The organism is Lysinibacillus sp. K60, from assembly GCF_019731275.1.
Lineage (GTDB): Bacteria > Bacillota > Bacilli > Bacillales_A > Planococcaceae > Lysinibacillus > Lysinibacillus capsici.
Window position 1 is genome coordinate 181,610 of the sequence record NZ_JAASJR010000004.1, and the last position, 21,758, is coordinate 203,367.

18 protein-coding genes, 1 riboswitch and 1 other annotated feature are annotated in these 21,758 nt (G+C 37.3%); of the genes, 9 read left to right on the top strand and 9 right to left on the bottom strand.

The features are described 5' to 3' along the window. Positions 1-122: 122 nt before the first annotated feature. Positions 123-1,706 carry an acyl-CoA synthetase MbcS gene (mbcS, locus tag HCH28_RS11230; protein WP_221680994.1) on the bottom strand — a complete coding sequence of 528 codons (1,584 nt, stop codon included), beginning with the start codon at positions 1,704-1,706 and terminating at the stop codon, positions 123-125. Positions 1,707-1,896: 190 nt separating this feature from the next. Beyond that, positions 1,897-1,994, top strand: a riboswitch (TPP riboswitch). Positions 1,995-2,078: 84 nt separating this feature from the next. Between mbcS and thiM the strand changes: the two genes are divergently transcribed. From thiM to thiE, 3 genes are read left to right on the top strand one after another with little or no spacing between them, the layout of a single operon-like run. Next, positions 2,079-2,846: a hydroxyethylthiazole kinase gene (gene thiM / locus HCH28_RS11235; protein ID WP_221680995.1), complete on the top strand. Its 768-nt coding sequence runs from the start codon at positions 2,079-2,081 to the stop codon at positions 2,844-2,846. Continuing rightward, positions 2,834-3,658, top strand: a complete 825-nt coding sequence (gene thiD, locus HCH28_RS11240; RefSeq protein WP_221680996.1) for a bifunctional hydroxymethylpyrimidine kinase/phosphomethylpyrimidine kinase — start codon at positions 2,834-2,836, stop codon at positions 3,656-3,658. The genes thiM and thiD overlap by 13 nt, the downstream gene beginning before the upstream one ends. After that, positions 3,648-4,292, top strand: a complete 645-nt coding sequence (gene thiE / locus HCH28_RS11245; protein WP_221680997.1) for a thiamine phosphate synthase — start codon at positions 3,648-3,650, stop codon at positions 4,290-4,292. Before thiD ends, thiE begins: the two co-directional genes overlap by 11 nt. Before the next feature lie 71 nt (positions 4,293-4,363). Here the strand turns inward: thiE and HCH28_RS11250 are convergent, their stop codons facing one another. The 5 genes from HCH28_RS11250 to ezrA all read right to left on the bottom strand — a co-directional run bounded on the left by HCH28_RS11250 (position 4,364) and on the right by ezrA (position 9,452). Next, positions 4,364-4,582 carry an alpha/beta-type small acid-soluble spore protein gene (locus HCH28_RS11250; RefSeq protein WP_004226165.1) on the bottom strand — a complete coding sequence of 73 codons (219 nt, stop codon included), beginning with the start codon at positions 4,580-4,582 and terminating at the stop codon, positions 4,364-4,366. Positions 4,583-4,727: 145 nt separating this feature from the next. After that, entirely contained in the window at positions 4,728-5,936 is a 1,209-nt protein-coding gene (thiI, locus tag HCH28_RS11255) for a tRNA uracil 4-sulfurtransferase ThiI (protein ID WP_048393538.1), read from the bottom strand. Continuing rightward, positions 5,937-7,088 carry a cysteine desulfurase family protein gene (locus tag HCH28_RS11260; protein ID WP_221680998.1) on the bottom strand — a complete coding sequence of 384 codons (1,152 nt, stop codon included), beginning with the start codon at positions 7,086-7,088 and terminating at the stop codon, positions 5,937-5,939. Between the two features lie 106 nt (positions 7,089-7,194). Then, entirely contained in the window at positions 7,195-7,662 is a 468-nt protein-coding gene (locus HCH28_RS11265) for a GNAT family N-acetyltransferase (protein ID WP_221680999.1), read from the bottom strand. 89 nt (positions 7,663-7,751) lie between these two features. Next, the gene (ezrA, locus tag HCH28_RS11270; RefSeq protein WP_221681000.1) at positions 7,752-9,452 is read right to left on the bottom strand and encodes a septation ring formation regulator EzrA; all 1,701 of its coding nucleotides are present in this window, start codon (positions 9,450-9,452) and stop codon (positions 7,752-7,754) included. 163 nt (positions 9,453-9,615) lie between these two features. Between ezrA and hisJ the strand changes: the two genes are divergently transcribed. Continuing rightward, on the top strand, positions 9,616-10,410 hold the full coding sequence (gene hisJ, locus HCH28_RS11275) for a histidinol-phosphatase HisJ (RefSeq protein ID WP_221681001.1): 795 nt from the start codon (positions 9,616-9,618) through the stop codon (positions 10,408-10,410). A gap of 25 nt (positions 10,411-10,435) precedes the next feature. Then, the gene (locus tag HCH28_RS11280) at positions 10,436-10,915 is read left to right on the top strand and encodes a GAF domain-containing protein (RefSeq protein ID WP_221681002.1); all 480 of its coding nucleotides are present in this window, start codon (positions 10,436-10,438) and stop codon (positions 10,913-10,915) included. An 89-nt stretch (positions 10,916-11,004) separates the two neighbouring features. On the opposite strand, the gene HCH28_RS11285 is transcribed toward HCH28_RS11280, so the two are convergent. Beyond that, positions 11,005-12,888, bottom strand: a complete 1,884-nt coding sequence (locus HCH28_RS11285; RefSeq protein ID WP_221681003.1) for a sensor domain-containing diguanylate cyclase — start codon at positions 12,886-12,888, stop codon at positions 11,005-11,007. 468 nt (positions 12,889-13,356) lie between these two features. On the opposite strand from HCH28_RS11285, the gene rpsD reads away from it, so the two are divergent. Further along, the gene (rpsD, locus tag HCH28_RS11290) at positions 13,357-13,959 is read left to right on the top strand and encodes a 30S ribosomal protein S4 (RefSeq protein ID WP_004226141.1); all 603 of its coding nucleotides are present in this window, start codon (positions 13,357-13,359) and stop codon (positions 13,957-13,959) included. A gap of 145 nt (positions 13,960-14,104) precedes the next feature. Here rpsD and HCH28_RS11295 read toward each other — a convergent pair whose 3' ends face one another. Beyond that, a complete protein-coding gene (locus HCH28_RS11295) occupies positions 14,105-14,341 on the bottom strand; it encodes a hypothetical protein (protein ID WP_221681004.1) in 237 nt (78 codons plus the stop codon). A 520-nt stretch (positions 14,342-14,861) separates the two neighbouring features. On the opposite strand from HCH28_RS11295, the gene HCH28_RS11300 reads away from it, so the two are divergent. Both HCH28_RS11300 and HCH28_RS11305 read left to right on the top strand, forming a co-directional pair. Continuing rightward, positions 14,862-16,067, top strand: a complete 1,206-nt coding sequence (locus HCH28_RS11300; RefSeq protein ID WP_004226138.1) for an iron-containing alcohol dehydrogenase — start codon at positions 14,862-14,864, stop codon at positions 16,065-16,067. 141 nt (positions 16,068-16,208) lie between these two features. Next, positions 16,209-17,012, top strand: coding sequence for a cobalamin-binding protein (locus HCH28_RS11305; RefSeq protein WP_221681005.1), 804 nt, complete (start codon positions 16,209-16,211; stop codon positions 17,010-17,012). Positions 17,013-17,062: 50 nt separating this feature from the next. On the opposite strand, the gene tyrS is transcribed toward HCH28_RS11305, so the two are convergent. Next, on the bottom strand, positions 17,063-18,331 hold the full coding sequence (gene tyrS, locus HCH28_RS11310; protein WP_221681006.1) for a tyrosine--tRNA ligase: 1,269 nt from the start codon (positions 18,329-18,331) through the stop codon (positions 17,063-17,065). A gap of 83 nt (positions 18,332-18,414) precedes the next feature. After that, positions 18,415-18,623 (bottom strand) — a binding site (T-box leader). Positions 18,624-18,725: 102 nt separating this feature from the next. Between tyrS and HCH28_RS11315 the strand changes: the two genes are divergently transcribed. After that, a complete protein-coding gene (locus HCH28_RS11315; RefSeq protein WP_221681007.1) occupies positions 18,726-21,758 on the top strand; it encodes a transglycosylase domain-containing protein in 3,033 nt (1,010 codons plus the stop codon).

Here is a 21,758-nt window from a genome sequence, read left to right on the forward strand (position 1 = left end):
ATTAAACACAAAAAGCTTTAAGCTATGTATTTCCTCATATTACCTTACCTAAAAAAAATAAAAAAATCAAAGTCCATACCTTTGATGAACTTTGATTTTCGACATTATTTCCTAGGAAATGATTATAATTGGAGGTGTTTGACTTCATGTTGTCGTAATTCGACACGTCTAATTTTCCCAGAAGATGTTTTCGGTAGCTCCTCTACAAATTCAATAGCACGTGGATATTTATAAGGAGCGGTTAATGATTTCACATGACTTTGGAGTGTTTGAATAAGCGCTTCATCACCTTTTTCACCATTGCGCAGAACAATAAATGCCTTGACAATATTTCCCCTTACTTTATCAGGGCTCGCAATAACAGCAGCCTCTTTTACGGTTGGATGTTTCATTAAAGCATCCTCTACTTCAAAAGGGCCAATTGTATAGCCTGAGGATATAATAACATCGTCTCCTCTACCATCAAACCAAAAGTAGCCATCTTCATCTTTATAGGCACGATCTCCTGTAATATACCAATCCCCTCGAAATTGTAAATTTGTACGTTCAGGATCATTTAAATATTTTTTAAAGAGGGCTGGTGTTTCACGATGAACAGCAATATCACCAACTTCTCCGATTGTAACGGGTTTGCCCACATCATTAATAATTTCAACAGTGTTGCCAGGAGTAGGTTTTCCCATAGAGCCAACTCTTGCTTCCATCCCTACCATTGTGCCTACTAATAATGTATTTTCCGTTTGTCCATAGCCATCTCGCACTTGTAATTTAAATGTTTCCAAGAATACTCTAATGACCTCACTATTTAATGGCTCACCAGCTGATACAGCTTGGCGAATTGCACTTAAATCATACTCATGTAAATTATCAAGCGCTGCCATAAAACGATATTCAGTTGGTGTACAGCATAGTACATTGATTTTGAATCTCTGAAGCAATGCTAAATAAGAAGATGCTTCAAATTTACCTTTGTAGACAAATGCAGTAGCACCACTGCCTAAAGTAGCCAGAAACGGACTCCATATCCATTTTTGCCAGCCTGGTGCTGCAGTCGCCCAAACAATATCATTTTCTTGTACACCCAACCAATGTGGTGCTGTTGTTCGTAAATGAGCATAGCCCCAACTATGAGTATGCACTGCTGCTTTTGGATTTCCTGTTGTTCCACTTGTATAGGCTAAAAATGCATTGTCTGTGCTTTTTGTTGGGATAGGATTTATGTAGGTTGTAGATTGATTATACATTTTTTCAAGTATGTTCTGCCAAGGTTTATGTGCATTCCCTATGACAAATTGTTGGATGTCTTGTAAATTCCCCACTTTATCGAACTGTTCAATATAGGGTTCAAATGCAATAACCGCTTTAGCATTTGCATGACGAATTCGATACTCAATATCCTTTGTTCTTAACATTTCAGAACTTGGAATAATAGTTAAACCTGCTTTTAATGCAGCAATATACACAATATATGCTTCCACTGAACGGGGTACCATCACTAAAATGACATCACCTTTCTTTAAACCTTGCTTGGTGAATACATGTGCTGCTTGATTCGCTTTTTCCAATAAATGTGCATATGTAATACATTGGATGTCTTGGTTTTCTTCATAAATGATTAAAGCATTTTTGGTTGCATCCTGAGCATATTTTTCAATTTCCTCTACTATGTTATACCATTCTGGTGCAACTAAATCTTGTCTTTTCATGGCAATTGCCCCCTTTTGTTATGACACATTATAAAACTCTTTTTTCAGCATTTTCAATGGTTTGTGTTTAATTTCGGTAAAGTCATGACAACTATCATACTCTCCTATATGGCATCGGTCACATTTTATCTATAGGAAAACTTGCTATTGAATACAAATGAAAAGTATGGTACATTTTGGTCAACTAAAAGCAAGATTGCAGGGGGACTCGCAAGAGTTGAGAAGGTAAAACCTGACCCTTTGAACCTGTTAGTTAATACTGACGTAGGGAGCAATAAACATCTTTTTTCAGATGAAAGGCTCTTTTCGTGCATTTTTACACAAAAAGAGCCTTTTTTGCATGCTTACGTCCATCCCTTAAGGAGGACTACAATGATTTTTCAAACAATTCGTCAACAACAACCACTTATCCATTGTATTACCAATTATGTAGTGGCAAATTTTCAAGCAAATGGTTTATTAGCGATAGGTGCTTCACCAGTAATGACCGATGACTGCCAAGAGGTAGAGGAGATGGTAGCCATTGCTCAAGCATTATTAATTAATATTGGAACACTTAATAATCGCACAAAAAGTGCCATGTTATTAGCAGGTGAAAAAGCCAATATACTTGATATTCCTGTTGTTTTAGATCCTGTCGGAGTTGGAGCCACAACTTACCGTAAGGAAACCGTAAAATATTTACTTGAAAACATACAATTTGCCGTTATTCGCTGTAATCTCGGCGAGCTAGCAGCAATAGCTGGTGTAAATTGGCAACAAAAAGGTGTCAATAGTGGTCATGGCACTATCGCTATGGAAGCAGAAGCCGTATCATTGGCTCAACGCTATCAATGCATTGTTATTGTCACAGGAGAACGCGATTTTATAACTGATGGCAAGCATAGTCAATGGATCGCTGGTGGTCATCCACAAATGACGGAAGTAACGGGTACAGGTTGTTTACTTAGTGCAATTTGTGGCGCAGCCTATAGTGTAAGCCATAACCCTTACCAACAATTAATAGAAACACTTACTTACTATAAAAAAGCAGGTGTACTGGCATCAGCATTTACTGCAGACATTGGTGATTTTCAAATAGCCTTACTCAATGCTATACATCGCTTATCAAAGGATGGTGTAGCTTCATGCATATTGTAACAACAATCGCTGGCTCAGATAGTGGTGGTGGCGCGGGTATACAGGCTGATTTAAAAACATTTCAGGAATTAGAAGTGTTTGGTACTTCTGTGATTACTGCTTTAACTGCTCAAAATACTTTGGGTGTAACAGGTGTTTGCCCAATTGACGTTTCCTTTATAAAAAAACAATTCGAGGCCTTGGTAGAAGATTTTCCAATCGCTGCGATTAAAACAGGAATGCTTTATTCCTCAGATATTATCAAAGCAATTGCACACACGATCAGTGAGCTAAACATTCCACTGATTGTTGATCCGGTGATGATTGCAAAAGGTGGGGAAAGCCTATTACAGCAAGAAGCTATCGATGCCTTATGCTCAACTTTACTACCACTTGCTACGGTTGTTACGCCTAATATACCTGAGGCAGAGACACTTACTGGGAAAGCTATACATCATTTTGAAGATATGAAAGAAGTAGCTCAAAGCTTGTTACAGCTAGGTGTACAATGTGTCATCATTAAAGGTGGTCATTTAGCAGATCCACTTTATGCCATTGATTATGTATTTTTTAAAAATGGACGTTCTTTTTCGATGCAGTCTCCTCGAATCCAAACAAAAAATACGCATGGTACTGGATGTACATTTTCCGCAGCACTTACTGCTTTTCTTGGACAAGGATTCACTCTGGAAAATGCCATTATAGAAGCTAAAAAATTTATCCAATTAGCTATTATGTATAATTTATCGATTGGAAATGGTCATGGACCCACTAATCATTTTGCTTATCAACAGCATAAAGATGCCTGTGAGGTGATTATTCATGAAACGTGAGGATTTGCAGCTTTATTTTATTATGGGTACGAGCAATGTTCCTCCTCAAGAACAACCACTCTATATCCTAGAAAAAGCCTTGCAAGCAGGCATTACAATGTTTCAATTTCGCGAAAAAGGTCCTCATGCGTTAACTGGACTTGCCTATGAACAATTTGCACGCCAATGTCAAAAACTATGTCATCAATATAATGTGCCCTTCATCATTAATGACGATGTTGATCTAGCGATACGACTCGGCGCTGATGGTGTTCATATCGGACAAGATGATTTACCTGTAAGTGTAGCACGTAAAAGAGTTGGGAAAATGATTCTTGGTGTATCTGTCCATTGCGAGGAAGAATTGCAAATAGCTATTAACCATCAAGCTGATTATGTTGGTATCGGTCCAATCTTTCCAACATCCTCTAAAAGCGATGCACAACCACCATGTGGCACAACTTTTTTACAGGAGGCTCATTCACTGCATCCTGAATTACCAATTGTAGCAATCGGTGGAATAAATTTCACAAATGCACATTCTGTATTTCAAACGGGGGTTGATGGTGTTGCTGTTATTTCAGCTATCTGTCAAAGCAAAGATGTTGATCATACAGTAGCTACATTTAGATCTCTAACTCGTATAAATAAATGATCAAATAAACAAACTAAAACCAGTGCCTTTTACGGTCACTGGTTTTAAGTTTATAAATGCTTAATCTGCATTTATTGGTTGTTGTTTGGCATACCTTTTAATTGAGATTCTGCCATTTGTACAAGACGTTTAGTGATTTCACCACCAACGGAACCGTTGGCACGAGCTGAAGCTTCAGCTCCTAATTGAACACCAAATTCTTGTGCAATTTCGTATTTCATTTGATCTAGTGCTTGTTGTACACCAGGTACTGCAAGCTGGTTTGAACTGCGGTTGTTGTTTGAAGCCATGTTTCTCACCTCCTTGTGAATATAGAATGTGCGATATTAGATTTTTAATACAAAAAAATTAGAGGTAAATTGTACCTCTATTGGAATAACAATATCCATACAAAAAAGCCGTCTCAAAATGGGCTTTGAGACAGCTTTTGAATCCTTATAGTAGATCTGCAAATTTATCTTGTTGTTCTTCTTTCTTAGGGAAAATATAGACCTCGCGATTCTTCACTGCTCGCTCGATCAATTCATCAAAGTCAGAGAAGCTTTCATAATGCTCAACCTTTTCAAGCTTCGGTTTTGTTTTTGGACTTGCTGGTGTAAAAATCGTGCAGCAATCTTCAAATGGCTGAATAGATGTTTCGTATGTGCCGATTTTTTCTGCAATATCAATAATTTCTAATTTATCTGTTGAAATCAGCGGACGAAGAATAGGTGTATTTGTTACTGCGTTTATTGCTGTTAAACTTTCAAGCGTTTGACTCGCTACTTGCCCCAGACTTTCACCCGTTACAATAGCAAGTGCACCAATTTCCTCACGCACCTGATCAGCAACCTTCAACATCATTCGGCGTGTTGTAGTCATCGATACGTTAGAAGGTACTTTTTCTTTAATAAGAACTTGTATTTCAGTAAAAGGAATGACATGTAAACGAATACTAGCACCAAATTTTGTTAATTCATTGGCAAGCACTTTAACTTTTTCCAATGAATTTTGGCTTGTATAAGGTGGACTAAAGAAGTGAATTGCCTCTAATCGCACACCACGCTTCATCATTAAATAACCTGCAACAGGGCTATCAATACCGCCAGATAGCATTAATAAAGACTTGCCATTTGATCCTACAGGCATTCCACCTGCACCAGGAATGACTTGTGCCATCATATAAGTTGCATCATGGCGAACTTCTACACGCAGCTCAATATCAGGCTGCTTCACTTTAACGGATAAATTTTGAAATTGTGGTAAAACATAGCCCCCGATCTCACGTTGGATGGCATGAGATTCTAAAGGAAATGTTTTATCAGTACGTTTTACCTCTACTTTAAATGTATGTGGCTCGTCTTTAAATGTCTCCATAATCGTGATAGCAAGCTTTTTCATACTGTCCATATCTTTTTCGCATGCAGCAACAGGGCTAAATGATTGAATACCAAAAATTTTAGGTAAACCTGTAATTAGCATTTGCATTTGTGCTTCGTCTTCTATGGCAATAAACATACGGTCGCGTTCTGTGCGAATATGCAGTTGACCTAAATCTGCAAAGGCATGACGAATATTTTCACGTAAGCGGCGGATAAAATCCATTTTGTTGCGACCTTTTGTAGAAAGCTCACCATATCTAATTAAAATTTCTTTCCAAATCATTTACTTATTTTCTCCTTTGAGTTCCAACATTACTTCTGCTAGTACTTGTTTAAAGTTTTCTATATCTTCTATTGTGTTATGTGCGCCAAAGCTAAGGCGAATCACACCTTTTTTATAATGCTCATCAAGGTGAAGCGCCTCGACTACATGACTTGTTTTCGTTTGCTTGGAAGAACATGCACTTGATGTCGACACAATGACACCACGTTTTTGCATAGCATTAATAATGACTTCCCCTTTTAAATCTCGAACACTAAATGACACAATATGCGCAGCTCCCTGTGGGGTTGATAAAACATGGACTGCTTCGCCGAAACTTTCTAGCTGAGTGCGGATTTCATCTTGCCATTGACGGTATTTATTTGTGCGTTCGTTCATTGTTTCAACAGCAAGTCGAGCCGCTTTCGCTAAAGCAACAGCTTGCGGAACTGCTACAGTACCACTACGCATACCAAATTCCTGACCTCCACCAAGAGCCAATGGCTGCCATCTTATGGGTTTACGGAATGCTAACACTCCTGAGCCTTTAAAGCCATGTATTTTATGGCCAGAGATAGAAATACAGTCAGGTCCTTCTTCTTTAAAGGATATTGCTAATTTCCCAAAGCTTTGCACAGCATCAACATGAAAGGCAGCACGACTCATTTCATGAATCATTTTTGCAGCTTCCTTTATAGGCTGAATTGCACCCATTTCATTATTCACATGCATGATGCTAACTAAAATTGTTTCTTTTCGTATTTTAGTACGAAGCTCATCTAGAGAAATCACACCATTTCGATCTACACGAAGATATTCAACATCATAGCCCTCTTTTTCAAGCTGTTTCATTGTTTCTAGCACTGATGGATGTTCGATTTCAGTCGTTAAAATATGCTTTCCTATATGCGTATTACTACGTGCTATGCCAAAAATAGCAGCATTATTTGATTCTGTACCACCTGAAGTAAATAGCACATTTTTTGCCTCTGTCTGCAAAATATCTGCTACTTGCTCACGCGCACGTATTAATAAATCATTTGCTTCAACACCCATAGCATGAATGGAAGCTGGGTTGGCATAATACTGCTCATTCACAACCATAAATGCCTGCATAACCTCTTTTAATGGCTTAGTTGTTGCACTATTATCTAAATAAATTGTATTAACCATAACTTTTCACACACTTTCAAAACGTTGATTTAACGGTATTTATCATAACGCAATCTTTGGCGATTGACCACTAACTTTAACGATTCTTTAAATTTTAATTGATATCCTACATTTTTTTCACCATCGTGACAAACTCTGTTGGTGTACTAAATTCAATTGCTTTCACAAAACCAAATTTTTCATAAAGATGAATTGCTCTCTTATTAAATAGGGCAACTGTTAAACGTAATGGTAGATGATGTTCTTCTTGAACTGTTTGAACAATAAACGAAAAAAATGTCGTTCCTAATCCTTGACCTGTTAGATTTGGCTTCATACCAATTCCAATATCTATACAGTATTCTTCATACACTCCGATATCTTGCCCTTTTGGCACTTGTGCTGCCGTACCTGTACAATAATAGCCAATTAAATCACTATGATTATTAAAGATCGCAAAGTAAGGATTCTCAAGCATTTCTTTTACATTTTCACCCGATAATTCATTATTGTAAAAATTGTAAGGTGCTACATATTGCCATTGTAAAATTTCACTTGCAAAATGTTCATTCATTTCTTTGATCGACAGTTTCATACTGAATCACATCCTAATCTAAGCATAAATAGAAAGCTGTCTAAAAAGTAATCGCTATACTTTTTAGACAGCTCAAAATGTTATTTGAATTATTTTGCTATGAATTCTTCGGCAACCATTTCTTGAATACGCTTTAAGGCACCTGGCTCCATTTCTTCCACTGCAGTACCTGCTTCTTCTAAAGCCTTTGCATAACGGAATTGGTGGAAAGCCTCTTCTGCTTCTCGTAAACGTCCGTTCAATTTTGGGTTCGATGCGCGATGGCGATTACCGTACTGAATAATACGTTCGATGAGCATCACATTTTCTATTAACTCATGTGCCTTTACTTTAACATCCTCTACACAGAGTGTTGCTGCATTTAGATTATTATGAACAGTACCCATATTAAGTGGTACTTCTTGCAAGCTTTGCATGACAACATAGATGTGCTCTGCTGCCTCATCAAGTCTTGCATCCATCTCCTCAGGAATTCCTGGAATATTTGCCTTGTTCAATAAACGATCAGTATCCTGTAATATTTTCTTTAAGTTTTCGACTTGAGCGCGTGCCTTATTTTCATCTATTCGAAGTTTCTTCATTGTATTCGATAGATGACCTTGTTCTTCATGAATTCGTTCAAGCTCTTCACTAATTTCGATTAACTCTTCCTGTAAGCTAGAATAAGCTGATTTTTCTTCCCTAACTCGCATAGCTAATAGATCATAGCGACGTTGCAGTGCTTCCAATTGTTTTAAAGCGACTTTTGGAATTTCGGCATCTTTTTCATTTAAATGATAACTTTGCTGTACATACGTTGCCTCGTCATTCACTAATTTTGTTGAAGAAATGACATTGGTAATAGAACTTAATAAACGATCACAATTTTGATCTACATAATTTTTAGCAATAACCTCTTTTTCAAGTAAATCATAAAAATGGTCGATTTCTTCATTTATTTCTGTCACACGCGGTTTAACAACTTTTAAATTCAGCTCTGCAAGTTCGAGTTTTAATGCCTCAAATTCTTTTTCATATTTATTAAGTGCATCTGTCAATTCTAAATGCTGTAAATAGTAAGATTGGTCTTCCATTTCACGCTGACCATTACGCAATTCCTGAACCGCACCTGGTAGCTTTACTTGAATTTCTGTTAAGATGGTTGGAACATCATTAATATATTCGAATGTCTGCTGTGATTCTTGATTTAAGCTAATGACAATTTCTCGCGCTTGCAAATAATTACCTTCATTTGTTAGGACATCGAACTCTTCAAATTTTTGAACAAATGTCTCTAGCTTCTTCTCTAATGCAGGTAATGCTACACCGAATGAATGTTGATGAGCCAGCAATGTCTTTCTTGCAGAGCGATAGTATTCTTTTAATTGTTCGATTTCAATTCGATTTTTTTCTTCGCTGCCAATTAATTCATTCAGTTCTTCTAAAATTTTATTTTTATCTTGGTCGCATTTCTCAATGTAATCTTCAATTTCACGTTCTATAAAAGTTGCCCTTTTAAAACGAAGTCGATTAATTTGATCCTCAGCATCAAATAGAAGAGAATCGATTTTAGTCATATGTACGTCGATGACTTCATCCCAAGTATTACGCCATCGTTCAAACATTTCTTCCGTTTCACCGTTCATGTTTAAAGATTTTACTTTTGAAATTTCTTCATTTATAGGATTATGTTGTATTTGTAATTTTTCATTTTCTAGTTTTGCAATAATTGCAACATGTTTTCTTCGCATCATAAATCCTACTATGGCTAAAATTAATAGTAGGATAATCGGAATGATGATATACTCCATCGTAAGCCTCCTATTCTACAATAAACGAATTGGCTAGTTGTATTTATTATATACTATGTTTTCGCCTTTTGTACTAAAATTTAAGTGTTTTTCAGAAAACTGTATTTTCGCTATTGAGAAATATTTAAATAGCGTATCTATAGAGCTAAAGGAGTGGTAAATTATGAAACGTGATGGGCATATACATAGTCCTTTTTGTCCACATGGCACTACGGATTCATTCCAGCAATATATTGAAAAAGCAATTTCTCAACATTTCACAGATATAACATTTACAGAACACGCCCCATTGCCCAAAAGTTTTGTCGATCCAACCCCGCAACAAGATAGTGGCATGAATCCTGATGATCTCATGTCTTACATTGAAGAATTGCAACATCTGCAACAACAGTATGCACAAGCTATTCGTATCCGCATCGGACTAGAAGTAGACTACATCCAAGGCTACGAACAAGAAACTCGTCAATTCCTTGATACCTATGGACATCTTTTAGATGACGCTATTTTATCAGTCCATTTTTTAAAATGGCAAGATACCTTTGTATGTATCGACTTTTCTTCTGAATGCTTTATTGATTTTTCAAAAAAAGTTGGCTCTGTTGAACAGGTTTATGATTTATATTATGATACTGTCCTACAATCGATTAGAGCAGATCTTGGTCCATACAAACCGAAACGGATTGGGCACCCATCACTTATTCATAAATTCCAACTAGCGCACAACGAAAAAATCAATGACATCCCACGTATCAAAGAAGTATTAGACAGCATGAAATTGGCGGGCTATGAATTAGATTTAAATAGTGCTGGTTTAAGTAAACAATATTGTCAGGAGCCTTATCCACCATTTGCTCTTATCAATTATAGTCAAACTATTAAACTACCATATGTATTTGGTTCAGATGCACATAGCGCAGAAGATTTACATCAACACTATAATGTTATATTACCAATATGAATAACTTTTAAACGAGGTGCTTAGTATGTTTACACAAATTAATTACGAAGGATCAATTGCTGACCAGTATCTGACATTATCAAAACAATTAGATGCACTATTAACTGGCGAAACCAATCAAATCGCCAATTTAAGTAATGCCTCCGCTCTGTTAAATCAATTTTTAACGAACATTAACTGGGTTGGGTTTTATCTCTTGCAGGATAATGAGCTTGTGTTAGGACCATTCCAGGGTCTTCCTGCCTGTGTTAGAATTCCTATTGGGCGTGGTGTTTGTGGTACAGCTGTGGCAACAAGAGAAACAGTTGTTGTAAAAGATGTACATGATTTTCCAGGACATATTGCCTGTGATGCTGCATCGCAGTCTGAAATTGTTATACCGCTAATGAAGCAAGATGAAATTATTGGTGTGTTAGATATCGATAGTCCTATCGTGAATCGATTTACAGAGGAAGATCGTAGTGGCCTAGAGGAATTTGCTAGAACACTCCTTAACCATTTATAATACAATATTAAAAATTGCCCTGAAATGTTTTATATTGTCATTTCAGGGCGATTTATTTAAACAACCATTTACATTTTGCATTATCAATTCTATGAATTCGTTTGGAACGATCCATTGTGAGTACAAAAGCGATTTTTCCCGCTGTTTTTCGCTTCATACAAGGCTGTATCTGCATGTAAAAACACAGATTGGAATGCTGGTCGATCTCGCTCATCCCATGTTATAAGACCCGCAGAAATGGTTACTTGTGGATCTGTGGCACTTGGGATGACTTCCACAATGGTTGATGCTAATTCTAAAGCTTCTTTTTCATCGATATTAGGGACATAGACAGACATTTCTTCTCCACCCCATCTTGCACAAATCCCACGACTTCCAATAGTCTCTTTTAATTGAACCGCAATCTGAACAAGAATTTTATCTCCAACTTGGTGACCATACGTATCATTAATGCGTTTAAAATTATCGATATCAATTAACAAAAACATACCCGATTGATCATATTCAAGTGATTTTTCTACAAACTGATCGAGGTAACTGCGAGCATACAATTTCGTTAAATGATCCAAATCGACCATTTCCTGAAGCTGTGTTCGTAAAATTGAGTTTGCAATGGCTAATGATGAATGGTGAATTAAAGATTGCATTAATTTGAAACTATCGAATGAAAAGAAATATGGCTCTTTATGTAAGACAATACTAAAACCATTAATCTTTTCCTCCATAAGTATAGGAATCGCCATAATAGAGCGATACTCAATTTGATTAGGAGTTAGACGGCTGAAATCGGCAACAAATAGTGGATCATTCGTTTGAGCAAAGTGCTGTTCAACATGTTTTATATAACATTGACCGTTTTCTGAATGGAACAGGGAGGTACTTGCACCTGTTATTTCAAATGTATCGTGTTTTTTAAATGCGAAACATACTTCCATTGGCTGAAAGGATTTCAGTAACTGCTTTTGTAGGAAAAGTAACATTTCATGAATGTCAATTCGCATATTTAAACGATGCGAAGTTTCATTGATGAGTTGTAAGTCACTTACGAGGCGATGCGATTGATGATATAACTTTGCATTTTCAAGAGCATTTCCTGAAGCTTGTGCCAACATCCGTACAAAATCTTTTTCGGTTGTTGAAAAAAGATAAGTGGTGGGAGCACTTACTTGCAAGATGCCATAAATAGCTTGCCTGCCCTTAATCGGTGCATTTAACAACCGACAATTTAAATCGCTCGCTAACTCTGTCGTTAACTCTCCTGATACAAAGGCTTCAATTGTAGCAGGTCTTTCTGATAAATAATCAAAAAGCTTAATATCGATGGTCGTGTGTCGATCTTGATCATTCGATAAAATAAGCTCCACATTAAACTCAGGAAAATTATCCCGTATATTTTTTAATACGTTTTCTAAAATTAAATCAATATCCATTGTTGAATGAAATAAGTCAGTCATGTTATATAGTTTTCTATATTGGTCTTCATTTATTTTGACATCTAAATTGTCTCTAATCATTTGAAGAACCTTTGAAAGTATTTCTATACACTCTTCACCATACTCCGAGGTCATAAAGTCTGTCCAAGACTCTGTTGCCTCCACAAGTAATATACCAATGGGATTTTTGCCCTCTGCTTGGAAAAGCACCATATCTGTCATCATTGAATAGGCCTGTCTTGCTTTCAATACATAAGGAATTTTCACTACTTTTTGTTGATAAAAACTAGCTTCGATCATCAGCCATGACACAGCATTTAGCTTTGTTTCAATTGTTAATGAAGCCATCTCTTCGATTGGGATTAAGGAATTACCTTCAAAACTAAGAAAAGCAGCATTATCAATTTTCAAGCGCTTCTTTAGAAACTGTTTCAATGAACAAAAATACCCATTAAAACTAGTTTGTTCTTCATAAGAACTCACCCAAAAGCTCAAAACATCAGATTTTATATATTTTAGCGTTTGTAAATGGTCTGTCATGAAATCACCTTTTCTATATAACGTCCAAATCAATTACTATTAACTTATAATATATTATACATAATTTGTGTCATTTTGACTATGTAATTATCCCTTACTTTTACAATTTACATAACACAGCGTATCATTAACTATTCCCATATTATTCAAAATAGGTAATGAGGAATTTCCTACTATGTTCTTTTATATTTTTTTACTAGCTAATAATTGACGTCCTTGTCCTAAGCAGTTACAATGGAGTTTGTGTAAAATAAACGCAGCAGTGGTATAAGCTTATGATTGTATTTTATTCCTCTATTTTCTGATGTACAACTACTTAGATGATCAGTAATGAAAATTAGATGGTGTATTGTGTAACCTAACGGCTGCATAGGCGAAAGTACATGAAAATAAAATGCGTGTAAGAACGGGTACTACTGGTTTTTGTTTTACAACAAAAAAACCAAATTTAAAGGAGGAGACAACAATATGTCTCGTTATACAGGTCCATCTTGGAAATTATCACGTCGTCTTGGTATCTCACTAAGCGGTACAGGTAAAGAAATCGAAAAACGTCCTTACGCACCAGGACAACACGGTCCAAACCAACGTAAAAAATTATCAGAATACGGTTTACAACTTCAAGAAAAACAAAAACTTCGTCATATGTATGGTATGAACGAACGTCAATTCCGTACTCTATTTAACCGCGCTGGTAAAATGAAAGGTGTTCACGGTGAAAACTTCATGATCCTTCTTGAAACTCGCCTTGACAACTTAGTTTACCGTTTAGGTTTAGCTCGTACTCGTCGTGGAGCTCGTCAATTAGTTAACCACGGTCACATCTTAGTAGATGGCAAACGCGTTGATATCCCATCATACAGCGTAAAACCAGGTCAAACGATTTCTCTTCGTGAAAAATCTCAAAACCTTGCTGTAGTAGTAGAAGCAATCGAAGTAAACAACTTCGTACCTGACTACTTAACATTTGATGCTGACAAAAAAGAAGGTACATTCACTCGCCTTCCAGAACGTTCTGAATTATCAGCTGAAATCAACGAAGCATTCATCGTAGAGTACTACTCTCGTTAATCAGTTTGCACTGCAAATAATGCTAATAAAAACCCTGAAATCCCTTGCATCCCAAGGCTTCAGGGCTTTTTTATTTTTCAACGTTTGATCGTCCTGATCCTACTTCCTATGAACAATCAATTAGAACCTACGTTTTTTCTTGCTTTTAATCATTAATGCAGAAACTAATCCCGTACCGAGTATTGTAGCAAGTAGGAGGAAGGCTACAGTAAAGAAATTGTTTGAAATAAACAGATATGAACGGTGCAACACTTGTTCCAGCAAATAATATTACTGTGTACATAGAGATTGCAATCCCTCCCATATTCCAACCTAACTGTTTAACAAGCGCCACTAATAAAGGGACAGCAAGTGCAATCCCACCAACAAATAAAATACTCATGATTGTTAAACCAGCCTAACTATAAATTTAAGCGAAAGCAAGAATTTATATTTCCACTAATTTCTCCAAAATGATGCACTACTTTTTCAGCACAGACGCATTGCCCCAATTATTATAATTAACAATAATTTTCCCATCTTATATTGTGACATTTTTATGTACTTTAAAATAGCAATTACATAGTTTCAATATAATATAATCACTACCTTTATATTAAAAACAAAATATCAGTTATTTACTATTCATTAGGTCATCAAAATAGAACTGTTTTCCAAAAAATATAATTTACTTTCATAGTAAAATATTTTTAAAACCTTTTTAAATTCAATATTCTACTACAAAACAACATTCCCCCCTTCTTTCACCGCCTTAACTTTTTTGTAAAATAATAACACGAAAAAAATTAACAATTTTAATAAAAATACGAGTTGAACTTTTACAAAAAATAGAATACGATGAATTGCGAAAGGTGGTTCACCATCATTCAAGCAATAATAATTTTTTAAAAGGGGTTGGAAATATGTCAGACGTTCTAAAGCAATTTGTTATGCCGAAAACAAACTTATTTGGACCTGGAGCAATTCAAGAAGTTGGTAAACGCTTAAATGATTTAGAAGTGAAAAAGACATTAATCGTAACAGATGAGGGCCTACACAAATTAGGTCTCTCAGAACAAATTGCAAACATCATTACAGCTGCTGGAATTGATGTAGCAATTTTCCCTAAAGCAGAACCAAATCCAACAGATCAAAACATTGAAGATGGTATTTCCGTGTATCATGCGGAAAACTGCGATTCTATTGTTTCTCTTGGAGGAGGCAGCGCACACGATGCAGCAAAAGGTATCGGACTTATTGCTTCGAATGGTGGACGCATTCATGATTATGAAGGCGTTGACAAATCACAAAATCCACTTGTGCCATTAATTGCAATTAATACAACTGCTGGTACTGCCAGTGAAATGACTCGTTTCACTATTATCACGGATACAGCACGCAAAGTAAAAATGGCCATTGTTGATAAGCATGTGACACCGTTACTTTCTATAAACGATCCTGAATTAATGATTGGTTTACCTCCTGCTCTTACGGCAGCTACTGGGGTTGATGCACTAACACATGCTATTGAATCATTCGTTTCTACGAATGCTACACCAATCACGGACGCATGTGCTGAAAAGGTCCTTCAACTAATCCCTGAATATTTACCTCGTGCCTATGCAAATGGAGCTGATATAGAAGCTCGTGAACAAATGGTATATGCACAATTTTTAGCGGGAATGGCCTTTAATAATGCATCACTTGGCTATGTTCATGCAATTGCTCATCAATTGGGTGGTTTCTATAACCTACCGCATGGCGTGTGCAACGCAATTTTATTGCCACATGTTTGTCGATTTAATGTCACAGCACGTACAGAGCGCTTTGCTCGTATCGCTGAATTATTAGGAGAAAATGTAGAAGGTTTAAGTAAGCGCGATGCCGCTGAAAAGGCTATTACAGCTATTGAGAAGTTATCACAAGATTTAAATATTCCTAGCGGCTTCCGTGAATTAGGTGCAAAAGATGAGGATATTGAGATCTTAGCAAAAAATGCATTGTTAGATGTGTGTGCTGAGACGAACCCTCGTAAAGCAACACTAGAGGATATCAAACAAATCATCACAAATGCAATGGGTCCTATTGTGAAAAAAGAAGAGTCACTCGAGGCAGTTGCCCTTTCTTAATCGATGGTTTCCTATAAGCCTATACAAAGGGTGGAGAAAACAAATGTTTTCTCCCCTTTTTTTATGGGCTCGATACACACACGTTGTCTATCACGGGAACTCTCGCTATACTTTTCTTAAAAAGAATAGGAGAAAACAATAATGCGTTTAATTTCAATTTGTCCTAGCAATACAGAATTAGTCGCCTATTTAGGGCTGACAGACCAGCTCGTTGGAGTTGATGATTATTCCGATTGGCCATCCTCGGTTAAAGATCTACCACAGCTTGGGCCTGATTTATCAATTAACATGGAGGCATTAGAGGCACTACAGCCTGATCTTGTTCTGGCTTCCTTGAGTGTACCTGGTATGGAAAAAAACATTGAGGCACTAAAAGAAAGAAATATTCCTCATATTATTTTTAATGCAAACTCATTAGAAGAAATTGCGCAAGATCTTCTGACACTCGGGAAAGCTTGTCAAGTGGAGGAACAAGCAAAGAAAATTGCTGAAGAGTACATGCATTCCATCGAAAAAATGTATTCCATTGCACAAACAATTCCGAAGAAACCTACCCTGTATTGGGAATGGTGGCCGAACCCTATTTTTACTCCTGGGAAAATAAATTGGCTAACAGAAATTAGCGCTCTTGCCGGTGGCATTAATCTATTTCAAGATGTTGAGCTTGCTAGTGTTCAAACAGATTGGACAGATGTTGTTAAACGCCAGCCTGACTATATCATGATGGCTTGGGTTGGTGTAGCATTTGAGCGTATCCAACCTGCTAATTTATTAAAACGTCCATATGCCAAAGAGTTACATGCCATTCAATCGGAACAGCTCCATGTAATGGAAGAATGGCTGTATTGTCGCCCTTCTCCACGACTTATTGAAGGTGCTATAAAGCTTGGAAAAATACTGCATCCTAAAGAATATGAACAAATAAAACCTCCAAGTTTCTTATGATTAAAAAACCACATCCAACTTTTTTTGGGATGTGGTTTTGCAAATAGAAATTATATAAATTTCACCATATGATATTTTTTCTTACCTCGTCGAACAATGCTAAATGCATCCTCTAAACGATCCTTCGCATCGACTACATATTCTAAATCCGTTACCTTTTCACCGTTTACACTAATTGCACCATTTGATACATCTTCACGTGCTTGACGTTTGGAAGAGGAAATGCCCGCCTCCACAAGTAGCTCCACAATGTTTTTATCATCTTTAGCCATTTCAATAGAAGGAACATCTTTAAAAGCATCCTTCATTTCTTCAGCTGAAAGTGCTTTTAGATCTCCTGAGAATAATGCAGCTGTAATACGGATGGCTTGCTCTAATGCCTCTTGACCATGTATTAAACGAGTCATTTCTTCAGCTAGTGCCTTTTGTGCCTTACGTAAATGTGGCTCCTCCTCTACAGATACGGCTAAAGCTTCAATTTCTTCACGAGATAGGAACGTGAAGATTTTTAAGTATTTTATGACATCTGCATCAGCTGCATTGATCCAGAATTGGTAGAACTCATATGGAGATGTTTTCTTACTATCTAGCCAAACAGCACCACCTGCTGTTTTACCAAACTTTGTGCCATCTGCCTTGGTTACTAATGGAATCGTAATTCCAAAGGCTTTCGTTTCTTCCTCGTGTGTTTTACGAATAACCTCTAACCCTGTTGTAATATTACCCCATTGGTCAGAGCCACCTACTTGAATACGGCAATTGTAGTGATTGTATAAATGATTGTAATCAATACCTTGAATTAACGTATAGGCAAACTCTGTAAATGAGATTCCTGTATCAAGACGAGAAGCAATCGTATCTTTTGCTAACATGTAGTTTACGTTAATTAATTTCCCATAATCACGTAAAAACTCAATTGTGTTTATATTACCAATCCAGTCACGATTGTTCACAAGCTGAGCACCATTGCCATCTTCTGCAAATTCGAAAATACGTTCTAATTGACTACGGATTCCTTGAACGTTTTTATCGATTTGCTCTACTGTCTGTAATTGACGCTCTTCTGAACGGCCAGACGGGTCACCGATCATCCCTGTTGCACCACCAACAAGTAAAATTGGACGGTGGCCTGCTTTTTGGAATCGACGAAGTGTTAACAATGGAACAATATGTCCAATATGCATGGAGTCAGCTGTTGGATCTACCCCACAGTATAAAGATACGGATTGTTCATTTAATAATTTTGCCATGCCTTCCGCATCTGTTTGTTGGTATAGCAAACCACGCCATTCTAAATCTTGTAATAATTCGTTTGTCATGTTCATTCCTCCTAAAATGGTTAAATTCGTTACGTGCATGGACATGTTTAAATAAAAAAAGTCCCTACACGCAAACAATTGCATGCAGGGACGTTAAGTTGCAAACTAACGCGGTACCACCCAGCTTGAAGATGTCATCCACCTTCCACTTCATTCAGCCGCCTTTATCGCAGGCGCGCACGTCTAAGCTCCAAGTACGTAATTCGTCTCTACATTATGACCAGTTTTCACCAACCACCGGCTCTCTAAACAGGGAATATAGACACTACTGCAAACTCTTCATCACCAGAAAACTATAAACATAATTTTATACGATTCTTTTTCAAAGTCAATAACTATGTTCGTGCCAAAACAATATGTGCTATAATAGACAAGATTTTAGGAGGTCGATACATTGAAAGATTGGATTGAAAAAATCAATGCAAAGATCGATGAATTACTTGAACAAAAATGGATGAAGAAATTACGTATTTCAGGTAGTGTTACCTGGAACTTATTTTTACTATTTTTAGTCTTTGCATTGGTTGGCACTGTATTTGTCGGTTCAGTTGGAGCTGGTTATTTTGCTTCTCTTGTGAAAGAAGAACCCTTACGCTCAAAACAAGAGTTAAGGGATCAAATTTTTAGCTATGAAGAAACCAGTGAGATTTATTTTGCCAACGATATTTATATTGGGAAATTAAGGACAGATTTAGATCGACGTGAAACTTCGCTTAGCAATGTTGCACCAGAGGTCGTGAATGCTGTTCTGGCAACAGAAGATGAATATTTTCGAGAGCATAACGGAATTGTTCCTAAAGCGGTTGTTCGTGGGTTATTACAAGATGTCACTAACTCTGCAACGCAAACAGGTGGTTCTACACTTACCCAGCAGCTTATTAAAAACCAAGTACTAACTAATGAAGTATCATACGAGCGTAAAGCTAAGGAAATTTTACTGGCGATGCGTTTAGAACATTTTATGACGAAGGAAGAAATATTAGAGGCTTATTTAAATATCATTCCCTATGGTCGTAACTCTTCAGGACGAAATATTGCAGGTGTTGAAACAGCTGCGGAAGGAATTTTTGGCGTAAAAGCAAAAGAATTGTCTCTTCCTCAAGCTGCGTACATAGCTGGTATTCCACAGGCACCATTTGCTTATACACCATTTACAAATACAGGTGAACTGAAAAGTGAAGAAGCTTTGAAACCAGGTATTGATCGTATGAAAACAGTACTTTATCGTATGAAAGAAGCTGGTTATATTGATGATGCACAGTATAATGAAGCGTTAAACTATGATATTGCTGCTGATTTCCGTGGACCAGAAATGCGCGCGGAGGATCGATATCCTTGGTTGACTTATGAGCTTGAAGCTCGTGCAAAAGATATTATTGCTGAAAAACTAGCAAAAGATGATGGGATTGACCCAGAGCGCTTAAAGTCAGAAAAGAAATTAAAGGATAAATATACGATTTTAGCAGATCGTGATGTTCGCTCAAAAGGCTATCGTATTTATTCAACCATTAATAAAGATATGTATGATGCAATGCAAAAAGCAGCAAAAGACTTCCAGTATTATGGTCATACGTATACTGGTAAAGGGAAAGACCCTGTTACTGGTGAAGAAATTGATATTGAGATGCCAGTACAGGTAGGTAGTATTTTAATAGAAAATACGACAGGTCGCATTTTAAGCTTTGTTGGTGGTCGAGACTTTAAAACCACTCAAGTAAACCATGCAACACAAGCTTATCGTTCTAACGGTTCTACAATGAAACCATTACTTGTTTATGGACCTGCCATTGAGTATGGCGTAATCGGTGCGGGTAGCCCATTAGTTGACGTGAAATTCTCAGTCGGTTCTTGGAGTCCAAGTAACTATATTACGAGTGATGAGCGAGGTCTTATCCCAGCACGTGAAGCTTTAGCAGATTCTCAAAACATTTCAGCACTACGTTTATATAATGATATTATTAGTAGACGCCCTGCAGATTTGTTAGTAAAAATGGGATTCTCAAAATTACATCCCGATGATTTTACTAACCTAGCAACTGGGATCGGCGCTTTAAGAGAAGGAACTACTGTTGAAGAAAATACAAATGCCTTTGCTACCTTTGCAAATGGTGGCCAATTCATTGACGCTTATATGATTGATCGAATTGAAGACCAAGAAGGTAATATTGTTTACCAACATGAAGTAGAACCTGTTCAAGTATTTAGCCCAGAAACATCTTATATCGTGACAGATATGTTACGTGATGTTCTCACTAAAGGAACAGGGACAATGGCACGAAATACATTAAAGTTCTCTTCTGATTTTGCTGCAAAAACAGGGACTTCTCAAGAATATAAAGATGTTTGGTTAGTTGGTTATAACCCTAATGTATCTCTTGGTGTTTGGATGGGTTACGATCAACCTCGTACACTTTATGCATTTAACAATACCTATTTACAGCCAAGCGTTCGGGTGAATAAGCTATGGGGTACTTTAATGAATGCCGTTTACGATGCGGACCCTCAGCTAATTGACCCACCAACAAGTTTTAAGGCGCCTAAAAATGTTGTGACTGCGTCATTCTGTGGCATTTCCGGCATGGCCCCTTCTGCAGCTTGTGCTAGCGCAGGTCTTGTACGCTCAGATTTATTTAATGCGAAAGTATTTTTACCCTCACAACCTGATGATAGCTTAGCCTCTTCAAGTGTTGTGACGATTAAAGGAAAAACTTATAATGCGTTGCCAAATACACCAGCCGAGTTTGTAAAAGCAGGTGGCGCAGGCATTAATCAAGACTTTATTAAACGAATGTTAGGTAGACTTGGCGGGAACCCTGCTAGTCTGTTACCAAAGAATTCTACATTGTCGAATTCATCTGTATCAGCTGTTGATTTCCCAGCAGATGGTAGCCCTCCAGCAGCTGTCTCAGCTTCAGTAAATGGCTCTACATTATCATGGTCAGAGTCATCGAATGATGTTGTTGGTTATCGTATCTACAACGTTACGAATGGCGGTAATACACTTGTAACGTCCGTACTAGAGTCAACACAAAGCATTACGGTTGCTAGTGGACAAGCTTATGTAGTGGTCGCTGTAGATATTACAGGTTTAACATCACCACACTCCAATGTTGTGTCTACTGGCGGTAGTGAAAACGAACCTGACCCAGAGGAAAACGACCAAGAACCAATACCACCTACAACGCCACCTACTAATGGCAATGGTAATGGTTCGGGTAGTAACGGCAATGGCTCCAATAACGGGAACGGGTCTGGTAATAACGGCAATGGCTCCAATAACGGTGATGGTTCTGGTAGCAACGACAATGGCTCCAATAATGGAAATGGATCCGGAAGCCATGGTGATGGATCTGATAACCCTGGAGATGGCACAAACGGAGGAGACAATGGTAATACCACTACTCCAACTGAAACGTCAAGGCGCTAA